This is a genomic window from Actinomadura mexicana (genome assembly GCF_900188105.1).
Taxonomy (GTDB): Bacteria; Actinomycetota; Actinomycetes; order Streptosporangiales; family Streptosporangiaceae; genus Spirillospora; species Spirillospora mexicana.
Map to the genome: position 1 here is coordinate 88,125 of NZ_FZNP01000011.1, position 20,356 is coordinate 108,480.

Annotated in this window: 21 protein-coding genes; 12 read left to right on the top strand and 9 right to left on the bottom strand. The window is 74.2% G+C overall.

Annotated elements, in window-relative coordinates:
* Positions 1–237 precede the first annotated feature (237 nt).
* A complete protein-coding gene (locus tag CHC11_RS26855; protein WP_089314606.1) occupies positions 238–1,557 on the top strand; it encodes a PP2C family protein-serine/threonine phosphatase in 1,320 nt (439 codons plus the stop codon).
* Entirely contained in the window at positions 1,554–1,913 is a 360-nt protein-coding gene (locus CHC11_RS26860) for an STAS domain-containing protein (RefSeq protein ID WP_089314607.1), read from the top strand. Before CHC11_RS26855 ends, CHC11_RS26860 begins: the two co-directional genes overlap by 4 nt.
* A 15-nt stretch (positions 1,914–1,928) precedes the next feature.
* On the opposite strand, the gene CHC11_RS26865 is transcribed toward CHC11_RS26860, so the two are convergent.
* Together CHC11_RS26865 and CHC11_RS26870 are read right to left on the bottom strand one after the other, a co-directional pair.
* A complete protein-coding gene (locus CHC11_RS26865; protein WP_089314608.1) occupies positions 1,929–2,588 on the bottom strand; it encodes a response regulator in 660 nt (219 codons plus the stop codon).
* Entirely contained in the window at positions 2,585–3,727 is a 1,143-nt protein-coding gene (locus CHC11_RS26870) for a sensor histidine kinase (RefSeq protein WP_089314609.1), read from the bottom strand. Before CHC11_RS26870 ends, CHC11_RS26865 begins: the two co-directional genes overlap by 4 nt.
* Before the next feature lie 164 nt (positions 3,728–3,891).
* On the opposite strand from CHC11_RS26870, the gene CHC11_RS26875 reads away from it, so the two are divergent.
* Both CHC11_RS26875 and CHC11_RS26880 read left to right on the top strand, forming a co-directional pair.
* Positions 3,892–5,343, top strand: coding sequence for an MFS transporter (locus CHC11_RS26875; protein ID WP_089314610.1), 1,452 nt, complete (start codon positions 3,892–3,894; stop codon positions 5,341–5,343).
* Between the two features lie 52 nt (positions 5,344–5,395).
* A complete protein-coding gene (locus CHC11_RS26880; protein WP_089314611.1) occupies positions 5,396–5,827 on the top strand; it encodes a cupin in 432 nt (143 codons plus the stop codon).
* Here the strand turns inward: CHC11_RS26880 and CHC11_RS26885 are convergent.
* Positions 5,778–6,269: a flavin reductase family protein gene (locus CHC11_RS26885; RefSeq protein WP_218826266.1), complete on the bottom strand. Its 492-nt coding sequence runs from the start codon at positions 6,267–6,269 to the stop codon at positions 5,778–5,780. The genes CHC11_RS26880 and CHC11_RS26885 overlap by 50 nt on opposite strands.
* Positions 6,270–6,320: 51 nt before the next feature.
* On the opposite strand from CHC11_RS26885, the gene CHC11_RS26890 reads away from it, so the two are divergent.
* The 4 genes from CHC11_RS26890 (at position 6,321) to CHC11_RS26900 (ending at position 9,484) form a co-directional block, all read left to right on the top strand.
* The gene (locus CHC11_RS26890) at positions 6,321–7,481 is read left to right on the top strand and encodes an FAD-dependent oxidoreductase (protein WP_089314612.1); all 1,161 of its coding nucleotides are present in this window, start codon (positions 6,321–6,323) and stop codon (positions 7,479–7,481) included.
* A gap of 57 nt (positions 7,482–7,538) precedes the next feature.
* On the top strand, positions 7,539–8,069 hold the full coding sequence (locus tag CHC11_RS26895) for a hypothetical protein (RefSeq protein WP_089314764.1): 531 nt from the start codon (positions 7,539–7,541) through the stop codon (positions 8,067–8,069).
* Positions 8,070–8,436: 367 nt separating this feature from the next.
* On the top strand, positions 8,437–8,565 hold the full coding sequence (locus tag CHC11_RS43555; RefSeq protein ID WP_281258372.1) for an adenine nucleotide alpha hydrolase family protein: 129 nt from the start codon (positions 8,437–8,439) through the stop codon (positions 8,563–8,565).
* A gap of 52 nt (positions 8,566–8,617) precedes the next feature.
* Positions 8,618–9,484: a universal stress protein gene (locus CHC11_RS26900; RefSeq protein ID WP_089314613.1), complete on the top strand. Its 867-nt coding sequence runs from the start codon at positions 8,618–8,620 to the stop codon at positions 9,482–9,484.
* Between the two features lie 144 nt (positions 9,485–9,628).
* On the opposite strand, the gene CHC11_RS26905 is transcribed toward CHC11_RS26900, so the two are convergent.
* Entirely contained in the window at positions 9,629–10,054 is a 426-nt protein-coding gene (locus tag CHC11_RS26905) for a pyridoxamine 5'-phosphate oxidase family protein (protein WP_089314614.1), read from the bottom strand.
* Positions 10,055–10,367: 313 nt separating this feature from the next.
* Between CHC11_RS26905 and CHC11_RS26910 the strand changes: the two genes are divergently transcribed.
* Positions 10,368–11,219: a universal stress protein gene (locus CHC11_RS26910; protein ID WP_245919821.1), complete on the top strand. Its 852-nt coding sequence runs from the start codon at positions 10,368–10,370 to the stop codon at positions 11,217–11,219.
* Positions 11,220–11,261: 42 nt separating this feature from the next.
* Here the strand turns inward: CHC11_RS26910 and CHC11_RS26915 are convergent, their stop codons facing one another.
* The 3 genes from CHC11_RS26915 to CHC11_RS26925 form a co-directional block, all read right to left on the bottom strand.
* Positions 11,262–11,786, bottom strand: a complete 525-nt coding sequence (locus CHC11_RS26915; protein WP_089314616.1) for a CBS domain-containing protein — start codon at positions 11,784–11,786, stop codon at positions 11,262–11,264.
* Positions 11,783–14,506, bottom strand: a complete 2,724-nt coding sequence (locus tag CHC11_RS26920; protein ID WP_089314617.1) for a cation-translocating P-type ATPase — start codon at positions 14,504–14,506, stop codon at positions 11,783–11,785. Before CHC11_RS26920 ends, CHC11_RS26915 begins: the two co-directional genes overlap by 4 nt.
* Positions 14,507–14,773: 267 nt before the next feature.
* Positions 14,774–15,463 carry a response regulator transcription factor gene (locus CHC11_RS26925; protein WP_089314618.1) on the bottom strand — a complete coding sequence of 230 codons (690 nt, stop codon included), beginning with the start codon at positions 15,461–15,463 and terminating at the stop codon, positions 14,774–14,776.
* 198 nt (positions 15,464–15,661) lie between these two features.
* On the opposite strand from CHC11_RS26925, the gene CHC11_RS26930 reads away from it, so the two are divergent.
* On the top strand, positions 15,662–16,666 hold the full coding sequence (locus tag CHC11_RS26930) for an Acg family FMN-binding oxidoreductase (protein WP_245919823.1): 1,005 nt from the start codon (positions 15,662–15,664) through the stop codon (positions 16,664–16,666).
* On the opposite strand, the gene CHC11_RS26935 is transcribed toward CHC11_RS26930, so the two are convergent.
* Complete coding sequence (locus tag CHC11_RS26935; RefSeq protein WP_089314619.1) at positions 16,647–17,081, bottom strand: pyridoxamine 5'-phosphate oxidase family protein; 435 nt, start codon at positions 17,079–17,081, stop codon at positions 16,647–16,649. The two genes, CHC11_RS26930 and CHC11_RS26935, sit on opposite strands and share 20 nt — an antisense overlap.
* Before the next feature lie 91 nt (positions 17,082–17,172).
* On the opposite strand from CHC11_RS26935, the gene CHC11_RS26940 reads away from it, so the two are divergent.
* Complete coding sequence (locus CHC11_RS26940) at positions 17,173–18,894, top strand: sensor histidine kinase (RefSeq protein WP_089314620.1); 1,722 nt, start codon at positions 17,173–17,175, stop codon at positions 18,892–18,894.
* Positions 18,895–18,922: 28 nt separating this feature from the next.
* Here the strand turns inward: CHC11_RS26940 and CHC11_RS26945 are convergent, their stop codons facing one another.
* Complete coding sequence (locus tag CHC11_RS26945; RefSeq protein ID WP_143227333.1) at positions 18,923–19,507, bottom strand: Rv1733c family protein; 585 nt, start codon at positions 19,505–19,507, stop codon at positions 18,923–18,925.
* A gap of 240 nt (positions 19,508–19,747) precedes the next feature.
* On the opposite strand from CHC11_RS26945, the gene CHC11_RS26950 reads away from it, so the two are divergent.
* Complete coding sequence (locus CHC11_RS26950; protein WP_245919825.1) at positions 19,748–20,311, top strand: hypothetical protein; 564 nt, start codon at positions 19,748–19,750, stop codon at positions 20,309–20,311.
* Positions 20,312–20,356 lie beyond the last annotated feature (45 nt).

The following is a 20,356-nucleotide window of genomic DNA, read 5'->3' on the forward strand; positions in this document are numbered from 1 at the left end:
CCCGGACCTCGCACGCGCCCGCACGCGGATGGCCAAGCCTTTACCCCGGAAAACGCGGAGGCAACAACCATTTCTCCGGCCCTGGACGCCCGTCGCGCCGCGCGGCCCGTGGCGTCCCGCCTCCCCCCGCACCGCGGGCCGTCCAGGTCATGACTGAAGTGATAAGCAGTACAAAGAGGGTAAAGCCCTTTTTCTGGCGGGACTGCCGCCGCCCGGTCCCGACCAGAGGAGGTGACGGTGACGGAGCCTGCCCGCCACCTCGTACCCGTGTCCGCCCCCGCCGCAGAACGGGAGCGGCTCGCGGCCGTCCGCCGCTACCGGATACTCGACACCCCGCCCGACGGCACGTTCGACACCATCGCCTCCCTCGCCGCTCGCAGCTGCGACGCGCCGATCGCCACGGTGGCCATCGTGGACAGCGACCGTATCTGGTTCAAGGCGGCCCACGGCCTGCACGCGGTGTCGCAGATCGACCGCGACCCCGGACTGTGCGCCTCCGCCATCCTGCACGACACCCCCTATGTCGTCACGGACGCGCTCACCGACCCGAGGACGGCCGCCAACCCGCTCGTCCACGGCGAGATGGGGGTGCGCTTCTACGCGGCCGCCCCCATCACCACCGCGGACGGCCACCGCCTCGGCACCGTCAACGTGCTGGACACCCGCCCCCGCGACGCGTCCGAGGGGCAACTGGCCATCCTGGGCGACCTCGCGGCCCTGGTCGCCCAGGAGCTGGAACGGCGGCTGTCGTCGATCTGCGCCATCACGGCCGAGCGGACCATGCGCACCAGAGCCGAGCGCCTGGTGCGCACCCTGCAGCGCACCCTTCTGCCGCCCGCCCTGCCCGAGGTGCCCGGCCTCGACGCCGCCGCCGCGTACCACCCGGTCTCCGAGGACGAGGTCGGCGGCGACTTCTACGACCTGTTCCCCCTGGACGACGGCCGCTGGGCGTTCTTCCTCGGCGACGTGTGCGGCAAGGGCGCCGAGGCCGCCGCCCTGACCTCCCTCACCCGCTACACCCTGCGCGCCGCCGCCGTATACGCGCCCGACCCCTGCGCCGCGCTCGGCAACCTCGACGCCGTCCTCAAGGGGGAGTACCAGAGCGACCCCCGCTACTGCACCGCGCTGTTCGGAGTCCTCGCCTCCGAACCGGACGGCTCCTTCGCCGTCACGCTGGCCGGGGGCGGCCATCCGCCCGCCCTGGCGGTCCGCGCGGACGGCACGGTCGAAACCGTCGAGATACCGGGCGGGCAGCTCATCGGGATACTGCCCGAACCGCGCTTCGCGCAGGCGGACGTGCGCCTCGCCCCCGGCGACGCCCTCCTGATGTACACCGACGGCCTCACCGAGGCCCGCGCCCCGGACGGGGCGATGCTCGGCGACGAGGGCCTCATCGCCCGTCTGACCAGCACGCCCTCTGATGGAGCGGATAATCTGCTGGCGAACGTCCATAAACTGCTCACGGAACTGGGCGCGGGAGTCAGCGACGACACGGCGCTGCTGGCTCTCTCCGTGCCCTGCCGTCTCGAACCGTCCGGACAGGAGCCTCTTCGGTGACCGACCACACCTTCACCGTCAACCTCCCGTCCGCGGGGGCGGAGGTCCCCGTCCTGCGCGTCGCGGGAGACCTCGACTACCACACGGCGCCCCGCCTGCGGGAGGCCCTGGAGGCCCTGCCGCTGGCCTCGGGCGGCGGCGCCGTGCTCGACGTGACGGACCTGAACTACTGCGACTCCACCGGCATCACCGTGCTCATCGCCGGCTACCGCCGGGCGCAGGCGGCCCAGAGCAGGATCGTGCTCGCCGGGCTGAACCCCGACCTCACCCGGGTCTTCGAGATCACCGGACTCGACCAGGTCTTCGTCTTCCACCCCACCGCCGAAGAGGCCGTCAGGTCCCTGCGCGGGGAATGAGGCCGCCGGGCGGGGTCAGCCGCGCCGCGGGCTGACGAGGCCGGACTCGTAGGCGAACACGACGAGCTGGGCGCGGTCCCTGACGTGCAGCTTGGCCAGCACCCTGCTGACGTGCGTCTTCACGGTGGCCGGGCTGATCACCATATGGGCGGCGATCTCGTCGTTGGACAGGCCCCGAGCCACCAGCAGGGTGACCTCGCGCTCCCTCCTGGTGAGCATGTCGAGCCCTTCGGGGGCGGGCTCGGGGCGGCGCGCGACGTACTCGCCGATCAGGCGGCGGGTGATCGCGGGGGACAGCAGCGCGTCGCCGCGGGCCGCGACCCGGACGCCCTGCACCAGGTCCTCGGGCTCGGTGTCCTTGACCATGAACCCGCAGGCGCCGGCGCGCAGCGCGTTGAAGACGTACTCGTCGAGGCCGTAGTTGGTGAGGATCACGACGTGGACCCCGGCCAGGCGGGGGTCGGCAGCGATCAGCCGGGTCGCCTCGATGCCGTCCATCACCGGCATCTGGACGTCGACGAGGGCGACGTCGGGCCGGTGCTCGGCGGCGAGCGCGACGCCCCGCTCGCCGTTCGCGGCCTCGGCCACCACCTCGATGTCGTCCTCGATCTCCAGCAGGGCCCGGAAGCCGCCGCGGATGAGCGCCTGGTCGTCCACGAGCAGCACCCGGATCACGAGCGATCTCCCAGGGGAAGCTCGGCGCGCACGGTGAAGCCTCCTTCGGGCCGGGGCCCGGCCCGCAGCCGCCCGCCGAGCGCGGCGACGCGCTCGCGCATGCCGAGCAGGCCCGTGCCGGGCACGGGCGGCGTGTCCGGGTCGGCCCCGCCGTCGTCGTCGACCTGCACGACCAGTTCCTCGCCCGCGTACTCGACGCGCACCGCCGCGGCCGCGCCGCCCGCGTGCCTGGAGACGTTCGTGAGCGCCTCCTGGACGATCCGGTACGCGGCCCGGTCCACTTCGGCGGGCAGGTCGCGCCGGGTGCCGGAGATCGCCATCGTGGCCGGCAGCCCGATCGAGCGGGCCCGCTCCACCAGGTCGTCGAGCCGGTCGAGGCCGCTGGCGAGGGACTCGCCGTCGGAGTCGCCTGCGTCGCGCAGCACCTCCAGGGTGGCGCGCAGCTCGCGCATGGCGTCGCCGCTGGCCTCCTGGATCGCGAGCAGGGCGGGCGGCACGTCCTCGCCGCGCCTGCGCGCCAGGTGGACGGCCACCCCCGCCTGGACCTTGATGATCGAGATGCTGTGCGTGAGGGAGTCGTGCAGCTCCCTGGCGATGCGCAGGCGCTCCTCGCCGGCGCGGCGCAGGGCCGCCTCCTCGCGGGTGCGCTCGGCCTCGGCGGCCCTCCGCTCGGCCTCTTCGAGGTAGGCCTGCCTGTGCCGGGTCACCGTCGCCGTCACGCCCGCCGCCACGAACCATCCGACCAGCAGCGAGAGGCTCTGGAGATCGCGCAGGGACCCGTCGGCGCTGGGCAGCCGCACCATCAGGCCGGCGCCCAGGAAGGCCGCGCCCACCAGCGCCGTGGCGAGCCGGTGGCCCGCCCTGAACGCGGCGAACACGGCCACGATGACGGGGAAGGCGGCGGCGGGGCCCGGCCGGACGTGCGCGGCGAGCGCGAGCATGCAGCCCGCGCTGACGACCAGTGTCACCAGGGGCGCCCGCCGCCAGGCGACGAGCGCGAGGGAGCCGGCCAGGGCGGCGGCGAGGTCGAGCGCGCCCGCGTGCGGGGTGATGGCCACGACGACCGACAGGAAGAGGGCCATCGCCACGGCGAGCAGGCCGTCCTGAGCGACCGGCCGCCACCGGTTCATGGAGCTCATTCGTGCAGATTAGGGCTGTTTCCGCCGAGATGCCTCGGCGGAACGGCGGAGAAATTTCTCCATCCTGCGGTGTAGTGGCACCGATCGTACGCCCCGGGCGTCAGGACAAAAGGCCATCTCCCGTGCGATGTGCGCTGACCTCCTCGAAGACCACGATGTCAGGCATGCACTCGATCGAAGACAAGGGCGGGATCCGCCCCGGGCTCACGCTCGCCGCGGTGGCCGTCGTGCAGTTCATGGTGTCGCTGGACCTGTCGGTGGTGAACGTCGGGCTCCCGCAGATCGCCGCCGGCCTCGGGTTCGGCGCGGTCGGCCTGACCTGGGTGATCCACGCCTATGCGCTCTCCTTCGGCGGGTTGCTCCTGCTGGGCGGCAAGGCCGCCGACCGGTACGGCCGCAGACCCGTCCTCCTGCTCGGGCTCGGCCTGTTCGGCCTGGCGTCCCTCGCCGGCGGGCTGGCCCAGGAACCGGGCCATCTCGTCGCCGCCCGCGCCGCCCAGGGCGTCGGCGCGGCGGCACTGGCGCCGGCCGCGCTGGCGCTGCTGACCGCGACGTTCCCCTCGGGCCGGGAGCGGGTCCGGGCCTTCGGGATCTGGAGCGCGGCGAACGCCGCCGGAGGCGCGCTCGGCGTCCTGATCGGCGGCGTGCTCACCGAGTACGCCGGCTGGCGCTGGGTGATGCTGGTGAACGTGCCGATGGCCGCGGGCGCGCTGGCACTGGCCTGGCGCGGGGTCGCCGCCGGTCCGCCCCCGGACCGCAGCGGGCGCCCGGACGTCCTCGGCGCCGTCCTGGCCACCGCGGGCATGAGCCTGCTGGTGTTCGGGATCGTGCGCACCGACCGGCACGGATGGACCTCGCCCGTCACCCTGACGACCCTGGCCGTCGCCGCCGCGCTGCTGGCCGCGTTCCTCCACCTGGAGCGGACCACCGCCCGCGACCCGCTGGTCAGGCTGGGCCTGTTCTCCAACCGCTCGGTGGCCGGAGCCAACGCCTTCAACCTCCTGGTCGGCGCCGCGATGGCCTCGTCCTTCTACTTCATGTCCCTCTACCTGCAACGCGTCCTCGGCCACGGAGCGGCGCTGACCGGCAGCATGTTCCTGCCGTTCGCGCTGGGAGTGCTCGCCGGATCGGTCCTGGCCGTCAAACTGGGCTACCGGTTGGCCCCCCGGACCCTGCTGGTCGCCGGCGGGCTGCTCACGGCGACGGGGTTCACCTGGTTCGGCATGATCAGCGCGGACGGCGCCTACGCCACCGACGTGCTGGGGCCCTCGATCGTCGCCAGCGTGGGCTTCGGGCTCTGCCTGGCGCCCGTCGTGTCCATCGCCACCGCCGGCGTCGCGGCCCGGGAGACCGGCACCGCCTCGGCGCTGCTCAACAGCTCGCGGCAGATCGGCGCCTCCCTCGGACTGGCCGCCCTCGGCACCGCCGCGCAGCACCGCACCAACGGCGTCGCCACACCCCAGGCCCTCAACGACGGTTACGCGCTCGGCCTCTCCCTCGGCGCCGCACTCCTGGCCGCCGCCGCCCTCATCGCCCTCACCGTGCTGCGCCGGACCGCGTCGCCGTCGCAGAGCGAGCAGACCGACGGCAGCGAGCTGGTGACCGTCCGGGACTGACCGGCGGTGCCCCCTCGCCCTCAGCAGACCGCCACGGAAAGGACGTCCCGGAATGACCGTCACTCCGATCGATCTCTTCTCCTGCTCCCTCCACCTCCACCGCGGCGGCGAGATCCAGGCCGGACCGCGCGCGCTCGATCCCGAGCGGGACGGATGGCGGCTGACGGCCTTCCACGCGAAGACCGACGCCGACGTCCACGCCGACCACTGGGAGGTCCACCCCGAGGCCGAGGAGGTCGTGTCCTGCCTCATCGGGATGATCCGCCTCTACCTCCGTCCGGAGGAACCTGGGCAGCGGGAGGAGGAGATCAGGCTGACGGCCGGGACCGCCGCCATCGTCCCGCGCGGACGCTGGCACCGCCTGGAGCTGGACACGCCGAGCAACGTCCTGGCCGTCACCCTGCCCCGCGGCAGCCGCCTGGAGAAGCGGACCGTCAGCCGGCCTCGTGGCCCGGTTCCAGGTCGGGCAGGCCCCGGAAGGTGAGCGGGGCCGCCTCGGCCCCGATCGTCACGTCGATCGGGGCCAGGAGGAACCCGACGTGGTCGCCGAGGTCGGCGCGCTCCACGATGCGGCCGACCATGCGGCGGGGGGCGCCGCTGAGCAGGGGCACGCCTTCGGGGCCCGGACGCCAGGAGCAGCGGGCGAACTTGTCGATCTCGTCGCCGGTCCGCTCTCCGAAGAGGGCCGCCAGCTCCTGCTGGTCCTCACCGCGTCCGAGGACGTGCACGGCGAGGACCGTCGCCGCCTCCGCCGTGCGGTAGGTCCGGTTGCGCCGGGAGAGGCACACCAGGAACCTGAACGGCTCGATGCTGGTCTGCGTGGTGAAACCGACCAGGCAGCCCGCCCGCGCCCCGGTGCCGGGATCGGCGGTGGTCACCACGAACATCGGGTAGTCGAATCCGGCGACGAACCTATCGCTGTCCACCGCGCCACCCTACGGTGATGAACCTGCACAAGGCGGGAAGGAGGCATCGCGATGGGCACGTACGTCGTCGTCGGGGCCGGCCTCGTCGGGGCCGCGACCGCCTGGCAGCTGGCCCGGCGCGGGTACGAGGTGATGGTGCTGGAGCGCGGCACGCCGGCCAACGCCGAGGGCAGCTCCCACGGATCCGCGCGGATCCTCCGGTACGGCTACGCCGACCCGTTCTACGTCCAGATGGTCGTCGACGCACGGCGCGAGTGGCGGGAGCTGGAGCGTCTGTCCGGCGAGCGGCTCGTCACCCGCACGGGCTCCCTGGACGCCGGGGCGGCCCGGGACCCGGCGGCGCTGGCCGCGGTGTTCGCGAGGCTCGGCGTCGATCATGAGCTGCTCACCGCCGCCGAGACGGCGGCGCGCTGGCCGCAGTTCCGCTTCGGCGACGGCGGGGGCGACGTGCTGTGGCACCCGGCCGCCGGGGTGGTCGACGCGGAGGCCGCGGTGGGGGCCATGCTCCGGCTGGCGCGGGCCGAAGGTGCCCGGGTCGAGACCGGCCGCCCGGTGGTGTCGGTCGAGCGGGTGGGCACCGGTCACCGGGTGGTGGGCTTGGACGGGCGGGCGGAGCAGGCCGAGAAGGTGGTCGTCGCCGCCGGCGGCTGGCTGCCCGACCTGCTCGGCGAGCTCGCGTTGCCGGACTCGCTGCTGGCGGCGTTCCCGCCACTCCAGGTGATGCAGGAGAACGCCTACCACTTCCCCTACCGCGACGTCCCAGGGGAACCGTGGCCGACGTTCATCCATAAGGAATCGGACCGGTTGGTCTACGGCCTGCCGGGTGGCCGCGACGCCGCCCTCCCGGACGGCCGGAGCGGCCAGAAGGTGGCCGAGTTCAACGGCGGACGGCCGATCCGGAGCGCGGCCGCCCAGACCGGTGCGATCGACCCGGCCAACCGTGAACGGATCGTCGACTACGTCCGGCGGGCCCTGCCCGGCGTCGTCCCCGAGCCGTACGCGGAGGCGACCTGCCTGTTCACCAACACCCCCACCGAGGACTTCGTGGTCGACGGCGCCGGCGGGATCACGGTCGCCTCGCCGTGCTCCGGGCACGGCGCCAAGTTCGCACCGCTCCTCGGCCGGATCATCGCCGAAGCGGCGTCGGGCGAGCGCCCGGCCCCGGAGCGGTTCCGGGCGCGTGCCGGCCGCGCGGCCCCGCCTTCCCGCTGACCCTCGGCTCCGGCCCCGCGGGCGGCGAGGATCGCCTAATCTGCCGGGGTGACGGACATGCCTGAGGACCTCGCGCTGCCCGCCGCCCTCGCCGAGGCGGCCGCGGTCGGCTTCGCATGGGAGTGGGACGAGGAGACCGACGAGGCGCGCGGCTGCGACTTCGAACCGTACGACCGCTTCGAGGACCCCGCGAAGACGGCGTGGTGGTTCCGCCTCTGGACCGGCAACCCGGACGCCGACGGCGGCGAGTTCCGCTTCTTCGGCTCGACCGGATCCGGCGACTACGCCGGGTTCTGGCTGGTGCGCCCCGGCGTTCCAATCGCCGGCCAGCCCGTGGTCCATCTCGGCTCCGAGGGCGACCGCGGCGTGATCGCGCGCGATCTCGGCGACCTGCTCTGGCTGTTCGCCGCCGGCCTCGGGCCGGCGGAGGCCTTCGACGACCCCGCCTCCCCGGGGGAGCCGAACGACGCCTTCCGCGCGATCGCCGAACGCCACGCCCCGGGGCGCCGTTCGCCCACCGAGATCGTGACCGCCGCGCGGGCGGAGTTCCCGCATTTCTCGGACCTCATCGACGCGATGTGCCGCTGAGCGATCGTCGCCGAGCGCGCCGCCGCGACGGCGGCCGCCGGAGACCTGCCCGCCCTGCGGCGCCCGCTCCACCAGTTCCACGCGCTGCCCGAGGCCATGGGGAAGGTCCAGCTGGGCTTGGGGCCCCGGCGCCGGACGCGCCGGGACGTTGGGCCCGCGCCCCGGGACGTTAGGCCCTGCCACCGCCGTCGCCCTCGTTCGACCCTGGTAGCGAACCTTGAGGACCGACGAGGGAGGCTCGCCATCCGAGCGCTGTCGCGCCGGCGCGCCCCGGCGGCCGGGTCGCCCGGCCCGCCGAACCCGTGCGGCCGTCCGCGGCCGCCGCGGCATTCGGGCGACCGGCGGGAAGAGCCGGAGGGGAAGGGCCATGCCGACCCAGATCATCGTTGGCATCGACGGCTCCGCCCACGCCTGGCGGGCCCTCGACTGGGCCGCCGACCACGCCGTCCGGCACCCCGCGCACTGCCCCGTGGTCGTGGTGCCCATCGACCGATGACCGGTGCCGCCCCGGCGGGACGTCCGCCGGGGGCAAGCGAGAGGAGTCCACCATGTCCGATCCGATCATCGTCGGAGCCGACGGCTCCGTCCCGTCCGACCGGGCCGTGGCCTGGGCCGCCGACGAGGCCGCCCGGTACGGGCGCCCCCTGAAGGTCTTGCACGCGGTGGAGCGGTGGGGATTCGACGTCCCGCTCAACACCGCCCCCGGCGAGGTGGTCTCGCTGTCGCGGGAGGGCGAGGAGGTGCTGACCGCCGCCGAGCGCGTCGCGCACGCCCGGCGCCCGGAGCTGCCGGTGCGCGCGGAACTGGCGTCCGCGCGCACCGTCCGGGCGCTGGCCGACCATTCCGAGGAGGCGTTCGAGCTGGTGGTGGGCTGCCGCGGTCTGGGCGGGTTCGCGGGCCTGGTCCTCGGCTCGGTCGGGCTGGGCGCGGTCCGCCACGCCGCCTGCCCGGTCGTGGTGGTGCGAGGCGAACCCGCCGCCGAGCGCCGCGAGATCGCCGTGGGCGTCGGCCTCGGCGACGACTCCGCAGCCCTGGAGTACGCGTTCCGGGCCGCCGCGGCGCGGGAGGCCAGGCTCCGCGTCGTGCACGCCTGGCCGTTCGGGGCGCGGCGGGACGAGCCCGGAGAGGGCCTCGACGCCCGCGGCGCCGAGGAGCGGGCCCGGTGGCGCGTCATCGATGCGCACGCGCCGATGCGCAAGCGCTTCCCCGGCGTGGAGGTGGTGGAGGACATCGTCCAGGACAACCCCGCCGCCGCGCTCGTCGCCACGTCCCGCGAGGTCGACCTGGTGGTCGCCGGCTCGCACCCGCGCGAGGGGCTGACCGTGCCGCGCAGGCGCGCGGTGACGCACGGGCTCCTCCACCATGCGCACTGCCCGGTCGCCGTCGTCCCCGCCGCAGGCGTCCCCGCACCATGAGCGGACACCGACATGGACCGACATAGACCGACATGAACCGACATGGACGCCGCATCGCCAGGGCCCGGCAGTCGCCGGGCCTTTCGCGCTAGTCGGGCGGGTGCCGGGCGATGGACGGGCGGCGAGGACCGCCCCCGGCGCTGTTCAGGCGGCGGTCTCGCGGTCGCCGGCAGGGACCGCCCCGACGCGCTGGCCGGTGACCCGCCGGCAGGAGACGAGGATGAACTCCGCCCCCGTTCCGGCCGTCCAGGACCGGAGGGCTTCGCGGGCGCGTTCTCCGGGGTCGCGGACGATCCGGGCCCGTCCGATGACGGTGACCGACCATCCGGTGCGGCCGGCGGCGTCCAGGTCGTCGGCCTGGAAGGCCACGATCGCGCCGCGGGTCGCGGTGACCAGCCCGGAACCGCGCGGCACCGGGATGACCACGTCCTCGCCGTCGACGACGAAACCGACCGGCGCCACGGCGGGCAGCGCCTGTTCGGTGAAGACGATCCGGCCGACGGCGGCCGTGCGCATGAGGCGCAGGCACTCCGCCCGGGTGAGGCCCGCCGCCCCGTCCGCGCTCCTCATGGCTTCCTCCCTCATGACTCCATGCTCCGCGCCGCCCGCGCCGGGCGGGAGAGGGCCAAGGTCACATCGCCGGGCGCCGTCCGTCCCGTCCGGGCAGGGCCCTTCGAACGGTCCGGCTCAGCGATCGCCGAGGGCGGGCGCGGCTCCAGCCGCGGCGCGCCGCCCAGCCCGGCAGTACCGGACGACCCGGCGCGGGGGGACCTTCGGCCCCTGCCCCGCGGGTTCCGACCGGCCGAAACTGAAGTCGGGACCTCTGTTCGAGGAAGGGGCCGGACGGATGGCGGCGCTGACGAGGGCTCAGAGGTCGAACGTCTTGTTCGGCTATGACGGGACCGAGGAGAACGAGCCCGCGCTGCGCTGGGCGGCGGAGGACGCGCGGCTGCGCGGGCTCGACCTGATGCTGTGCTACTGCTGGCACTGGCCGTACCCGAGCGGTCACGTGGACGCCGGCGTGCAGGCGGTGCTCCAGCGGGCGGGGGAGAACCTCCTGCGCAAGGGGGCGCGCCGCGCACGCGATCTGGGCGCGCGGGGGAAGGTGCGCACGCTGCTGAGGCGGGAGCCCGCCTGCGACACGCTGGTGGACGAGTCCAACGACGCGGAGCTGATCGTGGTCGGCTCGCCCGAGCGGCACCGGCTGCCCGCGGGCTCGACGGCGATGGAGCTCCCGGCGCGGACCCGCCGTCCCGTCGTCGCCGTCCGCGCCGCGGACGCCGGCCACGGCCTGGTGGTGGCCGGCGTCGACGCATCGGTGCACGCGGACGCGACGGTCGGCTTCGCCATCGAGGAGGCCGCGCTGCGCGAGTGCGACCTGCGCATCGTGCACGGGGCGTGGGAGCCGGGCGCCGTGCCCGAGAGCGACCTGCCCCTGTTCGCCGACAAGGCCAGGCTGTTCCAGGCGCGGGCCGCGATGCTGGAGCGGGTCGTCCATCCCTGGCGGCGGCGGTACCCCGAGGTCCATGTGGACGTCTCGCTGCTGCTGGAGCGTCCCCGCGAGACGCTGCTGACCGCCGCCGACGGCGCCGACCTGCTCGTGGTCGGCGACCGCGGCACCGGAAACCTGGATCCGCTGCTGCTGGGGGCGACCAGTTCGGCGCTGCTGCACCACGCCCCCTGCTCGGTCGCGATCGTCCCGTCGCCTGGGCACACCGCCCTGAGCGCCGCCTGAGGGGGTGCCCCCCACCGGCCGTTCGGGCGTCGCCCGCCAGGATCAGTCGGGGCCGATGTTGCTCCGGCCCGGGTGCGGTGGCGGCGTCTCGCGGGGGAGGACTGGCTCGATCCGGTACAGGGACGGCATGCCCCCGGTCCGCGCCGGGATCTCGCGGTGCACCCCGGCGAGGGCGCAGATCAGGTCCCGTGCGGTGACGAGGCCCGCCAGGGCGCCGTGCTCGTCCGTCACCGCCACGTAGTCCCTGTCGCACTCCAGCATGGCCAGGGCCGCCTCGGCGACGGTGGCCGACGGGCGGACCGTCGCGGGCGGCGGGGACGGCAGGAGGGTCGTGACGGGGCGGCGGGCCTCGCGGGGAACGGCGGCGTTCCAGGACGAGGTGAGGGTCTGGGCGTCCAGGACCCCGAGGAAGCCGCCCTCGACGTCCGCGACGGGCAGGTGGTGGATCTCGGCCCGGCACATCAGCTCCCAGGCCATGATCACCGACTCGTCCGCGGCGATGGTGAGCAGGTCGCGGCTCATCAGCTCGGCGACGGCGCGCTGCTCCAGCGGTGGGCTCGACGTCATGGCTCCTCCTCCGGGCCGGGCGGCCCGCCTTCGGCTCCGGACTCCTGCCGGGAGCCGGCCGCCGGCCGGGGCGAACGTCCCCCGCCTCCGTGCCGGAGGGCCGGATCGGCGCGCCGCTGGACGTACTTGAGAATTTCGATCACCACGTAGGAGACGGCGGCGATGACGACGATGCGCGCCCAGGCGCCGGCGCCGAGCGGGGCGGAGTGGAACAGCTCGTTCATGAACGGGGCGTAGGTGTAGAGCGCCTGGATGGCGATGAGGGCCAGGACGCCGGCGCCGACCCAGTGGTTGCGGCGGACGCCGTGCCACAGCAGCGGCCGGTCCAGCGACAGGCAGTTGAAGAGGTAGGTGAGCAGCGTCAGCGCGAAGACGTTGACGACGATCGTCTGCGCGACCTGCGGGGCGGCGCCGTGGGCGCGTTCCCAGTGCTGGAGGCCGAACGCGCCGGCGAGCAGGATCGCCGAGACCACCAGGATGCGCAGCGTCATCGCGCGGGTGAGCAGCGGCAGGGACGGGTCGCGGGGCGGGCGGCGCATGATGTGCTCGTCCTTCGGCTCGACGGAGAACGGCAGGCCGAGCACGAGCACCGCGGTCATGTTCAGCCAGAGGACCTGCAGCGGCAGGACGGGCAGCGCCGTGCCCGCGACGATCGCGGCGACCAGCACGAGCCCGAGCCCGATGTTGGACGGCAGCGCCCAGACGATGAACTTCACCAGGTTGTCGAAGACGCCGCGCCCCTCCTCGACGGCCTTCTCGATCGAGGCGAAGTCGTCGCCGGTGAGGACCATGTCGGCCGACTCCTTGGCGGCGTCGGTGCCGGAGCGCCCCATGGCGACGCCGATGTCGGCCTGCTTGAGGGCGGGCGCGTCGTTGACCCCGTCCCCGGTCATCGCGATGACGTGCCCGCGGTCCTGCAGGATCCGCACGAGGCGGAGCTTCTGCTCGGGGGAGACGCGGGCGAAGACGGTGGTGGCCTGGACGCGTTCGGCGGAGACGCCGCCGGTGAGCTCGGCTCCCGTCATCACCTCGCCGTGCAGCCCGACGCGGGTTCCGACGGCGCGCGCGGTGGCGGCGTGGTCACCCGTGATCATCTTGACGTTGACGCCGGCGTCGTGGCAGGTCCGGACGGCCCGGGCGGCGTCCTCGCGGGGAGGGTCGAGCATGGCCTGCAGGCCGAGGAAGGTCAGCGGGGGCGGCTCGTCCAGACCGGGGCCGCCGGCGCGTCCCCGGGCGAAGGCCAGCACGCGCAGCGCCTGGCCGCCGTAGTCCTCGGCGCGCGCGGTGACCGCCGCACGGTCGAGCGGGACGGGCGCGCCGTCCGGACCGGCGGCGTCCTCGCACAGCTCCAGGATCCGCTCGACGGGGCCCTTGACGTAGACGGCGCCGTCCTGGTGAAGGGTGGCCATGTAGCGGCGTTCGGCGGTGAACGGCAGCGTGGCCACGCGGTCCGAAACGCCGTCGAGGCCGGCCTTGGCCGCGCTGGTCAGCAGGGCTCCTTCGGTCGGGTCCCCGGTGATGTGCCAGCCGTCCCCCCGGTGCAGCTGCGCGTCGTTGCAGCCGAGGCCGGCCAGCAGCGTCTCCGTGAGCGCGGGGTGGGCCGCGGGGTCGACCTCCCGGCCGTCCTGCCGGATCGTCCCGGTGGGCGCGTAGCCGGTGCCGGTGACGGTGTAGTCGCGCCCGCCGGCGGTGACGGCGGTGACGGTCATCTGGTTCTGGGTGAGGGTGCCGGTCTTGTCGGTGCAGATGACGGTGGTGCTTCCCAGCGTCTCGACCGCGGGCAGGTGCCGGACGATCGCGCCGCGGCCGACCATGCGGGAGACGCCGAGCGCGAGGGTGATCGTGACGACCGCGGGCAGCCCCTCGGGGATCGCGCCGACCGCGAGGGCGACCGCCGCGGTGAGCATCTCGCTCGCGCCGCGCCCGCGGAGCACGCCGATGAGGAAGGTCAGCACGGCCAGCGCCAGGATCGCCACCGTCACGATCTTGCTGAAGTGGGTGATCTTGCGGGTGAGGGGCGTCTGGACCGTGCCGGTGCCCTGCACCAGCCGGTGGATGCCGCCGAGCTCGGTGTCCGCGCCGGTCGCCACCACCAGCCCCGCGGCGCTTCCGGCCGTCGCCAGCGTGCCGGAGAAGGCCATGCCGGTGCGGTCGGCGAGGGCGGCCTCGTCCTGCGCCGCGGTGTCCTTGGCGACGGGCACCGACTCGCCGGTGAGCGCCGACTCGTCCGCGGCGAACTCGTCGGCGCGCAGCAGCCGCAGGTCGGCCGGGACCTTGTCGCCGGCCTCCAGCCTGACCAGGTCGCCGCGCACCAGCCCGGCCGACGGCACGCGCCGGGCCGCGCCGTCCCGGACGACGAGCGCCGCGGTCTGGGCCATGGCGGCCAGGGCGCCCAGCGCCTTCTCCGCGCGCGACTCCTGCACGAATCCGACGACGGCGTTGACGACGACCACACCGAGGATCACCAGCGCGTCAACGTGCTCGCCGAGCAGTCCGGTCACCGCCGCCGACACCAGCAGCACGTAGATCAGCGGACTGTTGAACTGCAGGAGGAACCGCACGACGGGGCTGCGCCCGCGCGCGGCGGGCAGCGTGTTGGGCCCGTCCCGCTCCAGCCGTCGCGCCGCCTCGTCGGAGGCCAGTCCGTCGGCGGCGTCGCCGCCGAACTCGCGCACGACGTCCTCGGCCGTCCTGCGGTAGGGCGCCGGAGCCGTCGTCATCGCGGCCCGCGGCCCCGGCCGCCGGGGTCGGCGACCGCGGGGTCGGCGACCGCGGGGTCGCAGCGAACGTTCATCGTCGCACCTCCTGCCGCACCAGCTTGGCCGCACGCGGCGGTCGGGGTCAGGGCCGAAGGTCCCGGTGTCGGCGGACCCGCGCCTCTGACATCCCGGCCGTGGCGGACGCGAGCCCGTGGGCGCGGGTGGCCTCGTCCGTGGTGCGAGAAGCCTGGCCCGACCGCCCCCCCAGGGACCCGGCCGGGCCAGGGTTCAGTCGCGCCCTTGCCTGGACTGGGCGCCGTCGGCCTTGAGCTGCGCTGCCAGCGCGGCGGCCTGGGTGCGGCGGCTCATGCCGAGCTTGGCGAAGATGTTCGAGATGTAGTTCTTGACCGTCTTCTCGGCCAGGAAGAGGCGCTCACCGATCTGCCGGTTGGTCAGGCCCTCCCCGATGAGCTCCAGGATGTGGCGCTCCTGCTCGGTCAGGCCCTTGAGCGGGTCGCTCCTCTCCTGGCGGGTGCGGAGCCGCTGGAGCATGCGGGCCGTGCTGCGGGGATCGAGCAGGGACTGCCCGGTCGCGACGGTGCGGACGGCGCCGACGAGGTCCGAGCCGTGGATCTGCTTGAGGACGTAGCCGGCCGCTCCCGCCATGACCGCCTCGAACAGGGCGTCGTCATCGTCGAAGGAGGTCAGCATCAGGCAGGCCAGCTCCGGCAGCCGGGAGCGCAGTTCGCGGCAGACGCTCACACCGTCCCCGTCGGGCAGCCGGACGTCCAGGACGGCCACGTCGGGCCGGACTGCCGGGATCCGCGCCAGCGCCTCGGCCGCGGTGCCGGCCTCGCCGATGACGTCGATGTCGTCCTCGGCGGACAGCAGCGCGGCGACGCCGCGGCGGACGACCTCGTGGTCGTCCATCAGAAAGACCCGGATCGTCCCCGCGTTCCCTGGCGTCTGGGCGGTCATGGCTCTCGTTTCCTCGGTCCGGTGGCGACGGAATGGACGCTACCCCGCCGCGGGGCCTCCCCCCAGCCAGCGGACGTCCCCCGCGGGCGGGACCAACGTCCCGGACCGACGCGTCCCCGTGCCCCCAGGGACGGACCTTCGGCCCTGCCGCGGGTGCGGGGATCGCTGGTGGGGTGGAGGACGAGGGAAGGAGCGTTCATGCAAACCAGGTACAGGACTTCCGCGGACATCGCGGACGACATGCGGCGTGCCGTCGAGGACGCCCTGTGGGCGCCGTCGGTGCACAACACCCAGCCGTGGCGGTTCGGCGTGCGCGGCTCGCGCGTCAGCCTGCGCGCCGACCCGGACCGCCGCCTGGGCGTCGCGGACCCGATGGGCCGGGAGATGCTGATCAGCTGCGGCGCAGCGCTGTACAACCTCCGGCTGTCGCTGCGGGCGCAGGGCTACGACCCCGTCCTTCGGCTGCTGCCCGATCCGGACCGGCCGCACCTGCTCGCCGACGTGGTCCTGGAACCCGACGAGCCGGCGGACGGGCATACCCTGCGGGAGCACACGCAGATCCGGCGCCGGCGCAGCCATCGGGGCGCGTTCCGTCCCGAGACCGTCCCCGCCGGGGTCCTCACGGCCATGCGGTACGACGTCGAGCGCGAGGGGGCCCGGCTGATCGAGGCGGTCGACTCCCACGTCAAGGGCGCCCTGGCGGCCCTGACCGACGCGGCCGAGCACCTCCAGCGCCGCACCCCCGCGTACTCCACGGAGATCGGCCGCTGGGCGCCCTCGCCGAGGACGGCCCGGAAGGACGGCGTCCAGGAAGGCGCCTACCCCAGGCGGACTTCCGAGACCAGCCCGCACTTCCCCGCCCGCGACTTCGCGCGCGGCCAGGGCTGGGGCGCCGAGCCCGTGCACCCGGAGGGGACGGCGGCGGGGGTGGCGCTGCTCCTGGTCTCCGACGGCGACGGGCCCGCCGACTGGCTGCGCACGGGCCAGGCGCTGCAACGGGCGCTGCTGAGGGCGGCCGAGAGCGACCTGGCGGCCGCCTTCCACACCCAGGCGCTCGAAGTGCCGGAACTGCGCGCCTTCATCCGCACCCACTTCTGCCGGGACGCCTACCCGCAGATGCTCCTGCGCGTCGGCGCACCGGAGGGCGAGGGGCTGGACACGGTCCGCCGGGCCGTCGCCGACGTCATGATCGTGGAGCCCTGACCGGGACACGGTCGGGGATGCGGCGGCCGGTGACGAGCCGGGGCCGCACGACGATGAACTGGTCGTGCTCGCCCGGCGCCCAGCTGCGCAGCGGGAGCGCGGAGAGCCGGGCGATCTCGCCGGGCTCGGTGACACGGTGGGCGGGACCGACGGTGACCACCGACCAGCCCCGGCCGGCGTCCGCGTCGATGTCGTCGATCTCGAAGGCGACGATCGTGTCGGAGGCGGCGGTGGCCAGGCGCGAGGCCGATGAGGTCTTCACCACGATGAACTCGCCGTCGAAGACGAAGTTGACCGGTTGCACGGTGGGCAGCGCCTGAAGGGTGAACACGATCCGGCCGATCGTCGATCGGCGGAGCAGGGCCCGGCATTCCCCGTCGTCGAGGATCTCCATGCCGCTGTGATCGAGGTGCATGCCCCCCAGCGTGAGGCACAGGTGATCCGGCCCACAGGGTCTAAGGTCCCTGACCTGACTTCTCCCCCCGGGCAGGGGTAATACTGGGTCTGTGGCTCATGATTCGGGCGCCGGCCAAGACCGGGCACGGCTGATCCTGCCGCAGCTGCAGCTGGACGATCTGCTGTCGGAGCTGCAGTCGAGGCTGGAGGCGGCGCGGTCCACGCGCGACCGGGTCCACGCGCTGCTGGAGGCCGTGGTCTCGATCGGCAGCGAACTGGACCTGGAGTCGGTGCTGCGGCGGATCACCGAGGCGGCCACCACCCTCGTCGACGCCCGGTACGGCGCGCTCGGCGTCATCGGCGAGGAGGGCGAGCACCTGGCGCAGTTCGTCACCGTGGGCGTCGGCGACGAGGAGATCGAGGCGATCGGCCACTGGCCGCACGGGCACGGGATCCTGGGCCTGCTGATCCGGGATCCGCGCTCGCTGCGGCTCCCGGACCTCGGGGACCATCCCGCCTCCAGCGGCTTCCCCGCCAACCATCCGCCGATGCGGACGTTCCTGGGCGTCCCGATCCGCGTGCGGGACGAGGTGTTCGGCAACCTCTACCTGACCGAGAAGGCCGGCGGCGGCCAGTTCGAGGAGGAGGACGAGGTCGTGGTGATCGCGCTGGCCACGGCCGCCGGCGTCGCGATCGAGAACGCCCGCCTGTACCAGGAGGCGCGCCGGCGCGAGCGCTGGCTGGAGGCGTCGGCCGAGGTCTCCACCGCGCTGCTGTCGGGCACTGACCCGCACGAGGTGACCACGCTGGTGGCGCAGCGGGCGCAGGAGATCGCCGAGGCCGACCTGGCGACGGTCGCGCTGGTGGAGGAGGGCAGCCCGCACTTCGTGGTCGAGGCGGCCCGCGGGCAGGGCGCCGAGCAGTTGGAGGGGCTGCGGGTGCCGCTGGAGCACTCGGTGGCCGGGCCGGTGTTCGCCGACGGGGTCGCCCTGCGGCTGGCCGACGGGGAGAAGGCGGCGCGCGAGGCGGACGTGCCCGCGCGGCTGCCGATCGGTCCGCTGCTGATCGTCCCGCTGGGGCTCGGTTCGGCGGCGCGCGGTGTCATCGCGGTGGTCAACCGGCCCGAGGGCGCGCTTTTCTCGGAGGGGACGCAGCGGCTGCTGGAGGCGTTCGCGGGGCAGGCGGCGGTGGCCCTGGAACTGGCCGAGCGGCGCCGGGACGCCGAGCGGCTGGCGCTGCTGGAGGACCGCGACCGGATCGCCAAGGACCTGCACGACACCGTCATCCAGCGGCTGTTCGCGACCGCGATGGGGCTGATGGCGGCGATCAAGATCACGCAGAAGCGGGAGGTCGCCGTCCGGGTGCAGCGGGCGGTGGACGACCTGGACGACACCATCCGGCAGATCCGCTCGTCCATCTTCGCGCTGCAGGGCCCCGAGACCGACGAGACGTCGCTGCGCAGCCGGGTGCACGCCCTGGCCGACAGGGCGGCGGAGCACCTGGGGTTCGCTCCCTCGGTGCGGCTGGACGGGCTGCTGGACACCTCGGTCGACGAGGAGATCGGCGAGCAGCTCCTCGCGGTCGTGCGGGAGGCCCTGTCGAACGTCGCCCGGCACGCTCACGCCACCGAGGCGGCCCTGAACATCGAGGTCGGGGACGACGTCACGGTGCGGGTGGAGGACAACGGCGTCGGGATCGCCGAAGGCGGCCGCCGCAGCGGGCTCCGCAACATGGAGGCCCGCGCCGGGGGCCTGGGCGGCACGTGCACCGCCGGACGCCGTCCGGAGGGCGGCACGGTGCTGGTCTGGTGCGTTCCGCTCAAGCCCGTCTGACCTGCCGCCCGGCCCGGCCTCACCGAGGTCAGGGACCGATACGGTGGTTGTCGAGGCGTGCCCACTCGGCGTCCCACAGCCGGTAGCGGCGCCGGTCGTACCGCACCCGGACGAGCCAGTAGAGGCAGAGCACGGGCAGTCCCGTGGCAAGGGCCACGCCCGCCCCGGCCACCGTGGTGTGGATGACCGTCTGCGCGTGCCGGCGGGGCGGCGTGATCGAGACGCCGTCGGGTCCGGCCCACAGGAGGAGGCGCTCCCCGACGTCGGCTCCCCGCCACGTCGTGTAGTCGCCGGTCCGCCGCGTCCCGTCGGGGTCGGTCCAGGCGACCGTGACCGTGCGCCGGCCCCCCGGATCCCGCACCTTCACGATGGTGGCCTCGACGCGGTGCCTGGTGGCGGCCTGCTGGCGCTCGGCCCTCACCCCCGAGCCGTAGGCGGACTGGACGGCATGGGAGAGCAGCGGCGGTGTCGCGCTGAGGAAGACGACGAGCAGCAGCAGCCCGAGCCGCCACTGGACCCGGTCCACATCGCGCCGCAGGTCGTTGCGGTCGAAGCCGCAACTGCGACGTCGGCGGTCGATCCGTGCTGTCCAGCGGCCGGTCCGTGTTCGCATGGTCGTCGCTCCCATGACGCCGTCCCTTCACCTTCCTTCCATCACGACGCTACACATCGGGCCCCGGACGGACGCAGAGGCGGAAAGCCCCTCCCGGCAGGGACCTCCCGGGTCCTCCTGCCCGCCCCACGCGGGACCTTGGTCCCGCCGATCGTGCGCCGAACGTACCTACAGGCCAAGGGCGGTCCGGGATTGAGTCATGGGTGACGAGATCATCGATGCGATGGAAGGTGAGTGGCGATGGCACTCTCCGAGCACGAGCCCCGCGTGGGACGGAACACTCGGATTCGGGAGGTGACCCCCGAGCCGCTGACCGAGTCGCCCGCCGCCCGTTACACGTGGGCCGCCGCGCGCTTCGCGCTCGGCTGGGTCTTCCTGTGGGCGTTCCTGGACAAGACCTTCGGACTGGGCCACGAGACCCCCGCCGCCAAGGCGTGGATCGACGGCGGCAGCCCGACCGAGGGGTTCCTGGCGCACTCGCCCGCCGGCCCGTTCGCCGGGTTCTACCACGACATCGCGGGAGCGGGCTGGGCCGACTGGCTGTTCATGATCGGTCTGGGCGGCATCGGCGCCGCCCTCATCCTGGGCGTGGGCATGCGGATCGCCGTCGCAGCGGGAGCCGCCCTGCTGGTGATGATGTGGTCGGCGGTCCTGCCTCCGGAGAACAACCCCTTCATGGACGACCACCTGGTCTACGCCATCCTGATCGTCGGACTGGCCCTGGTCGGCGCCGGCGACACCCTGGGTCTCGGCCGCTGGTGGGGCGGAAGCCGCCTGGTCGAGCGCCTCCCCTTCCTCAAGTGACCTGATCCGCGACCACGAGGGGCGCTCCCCGCGAGCGCCCCTCGC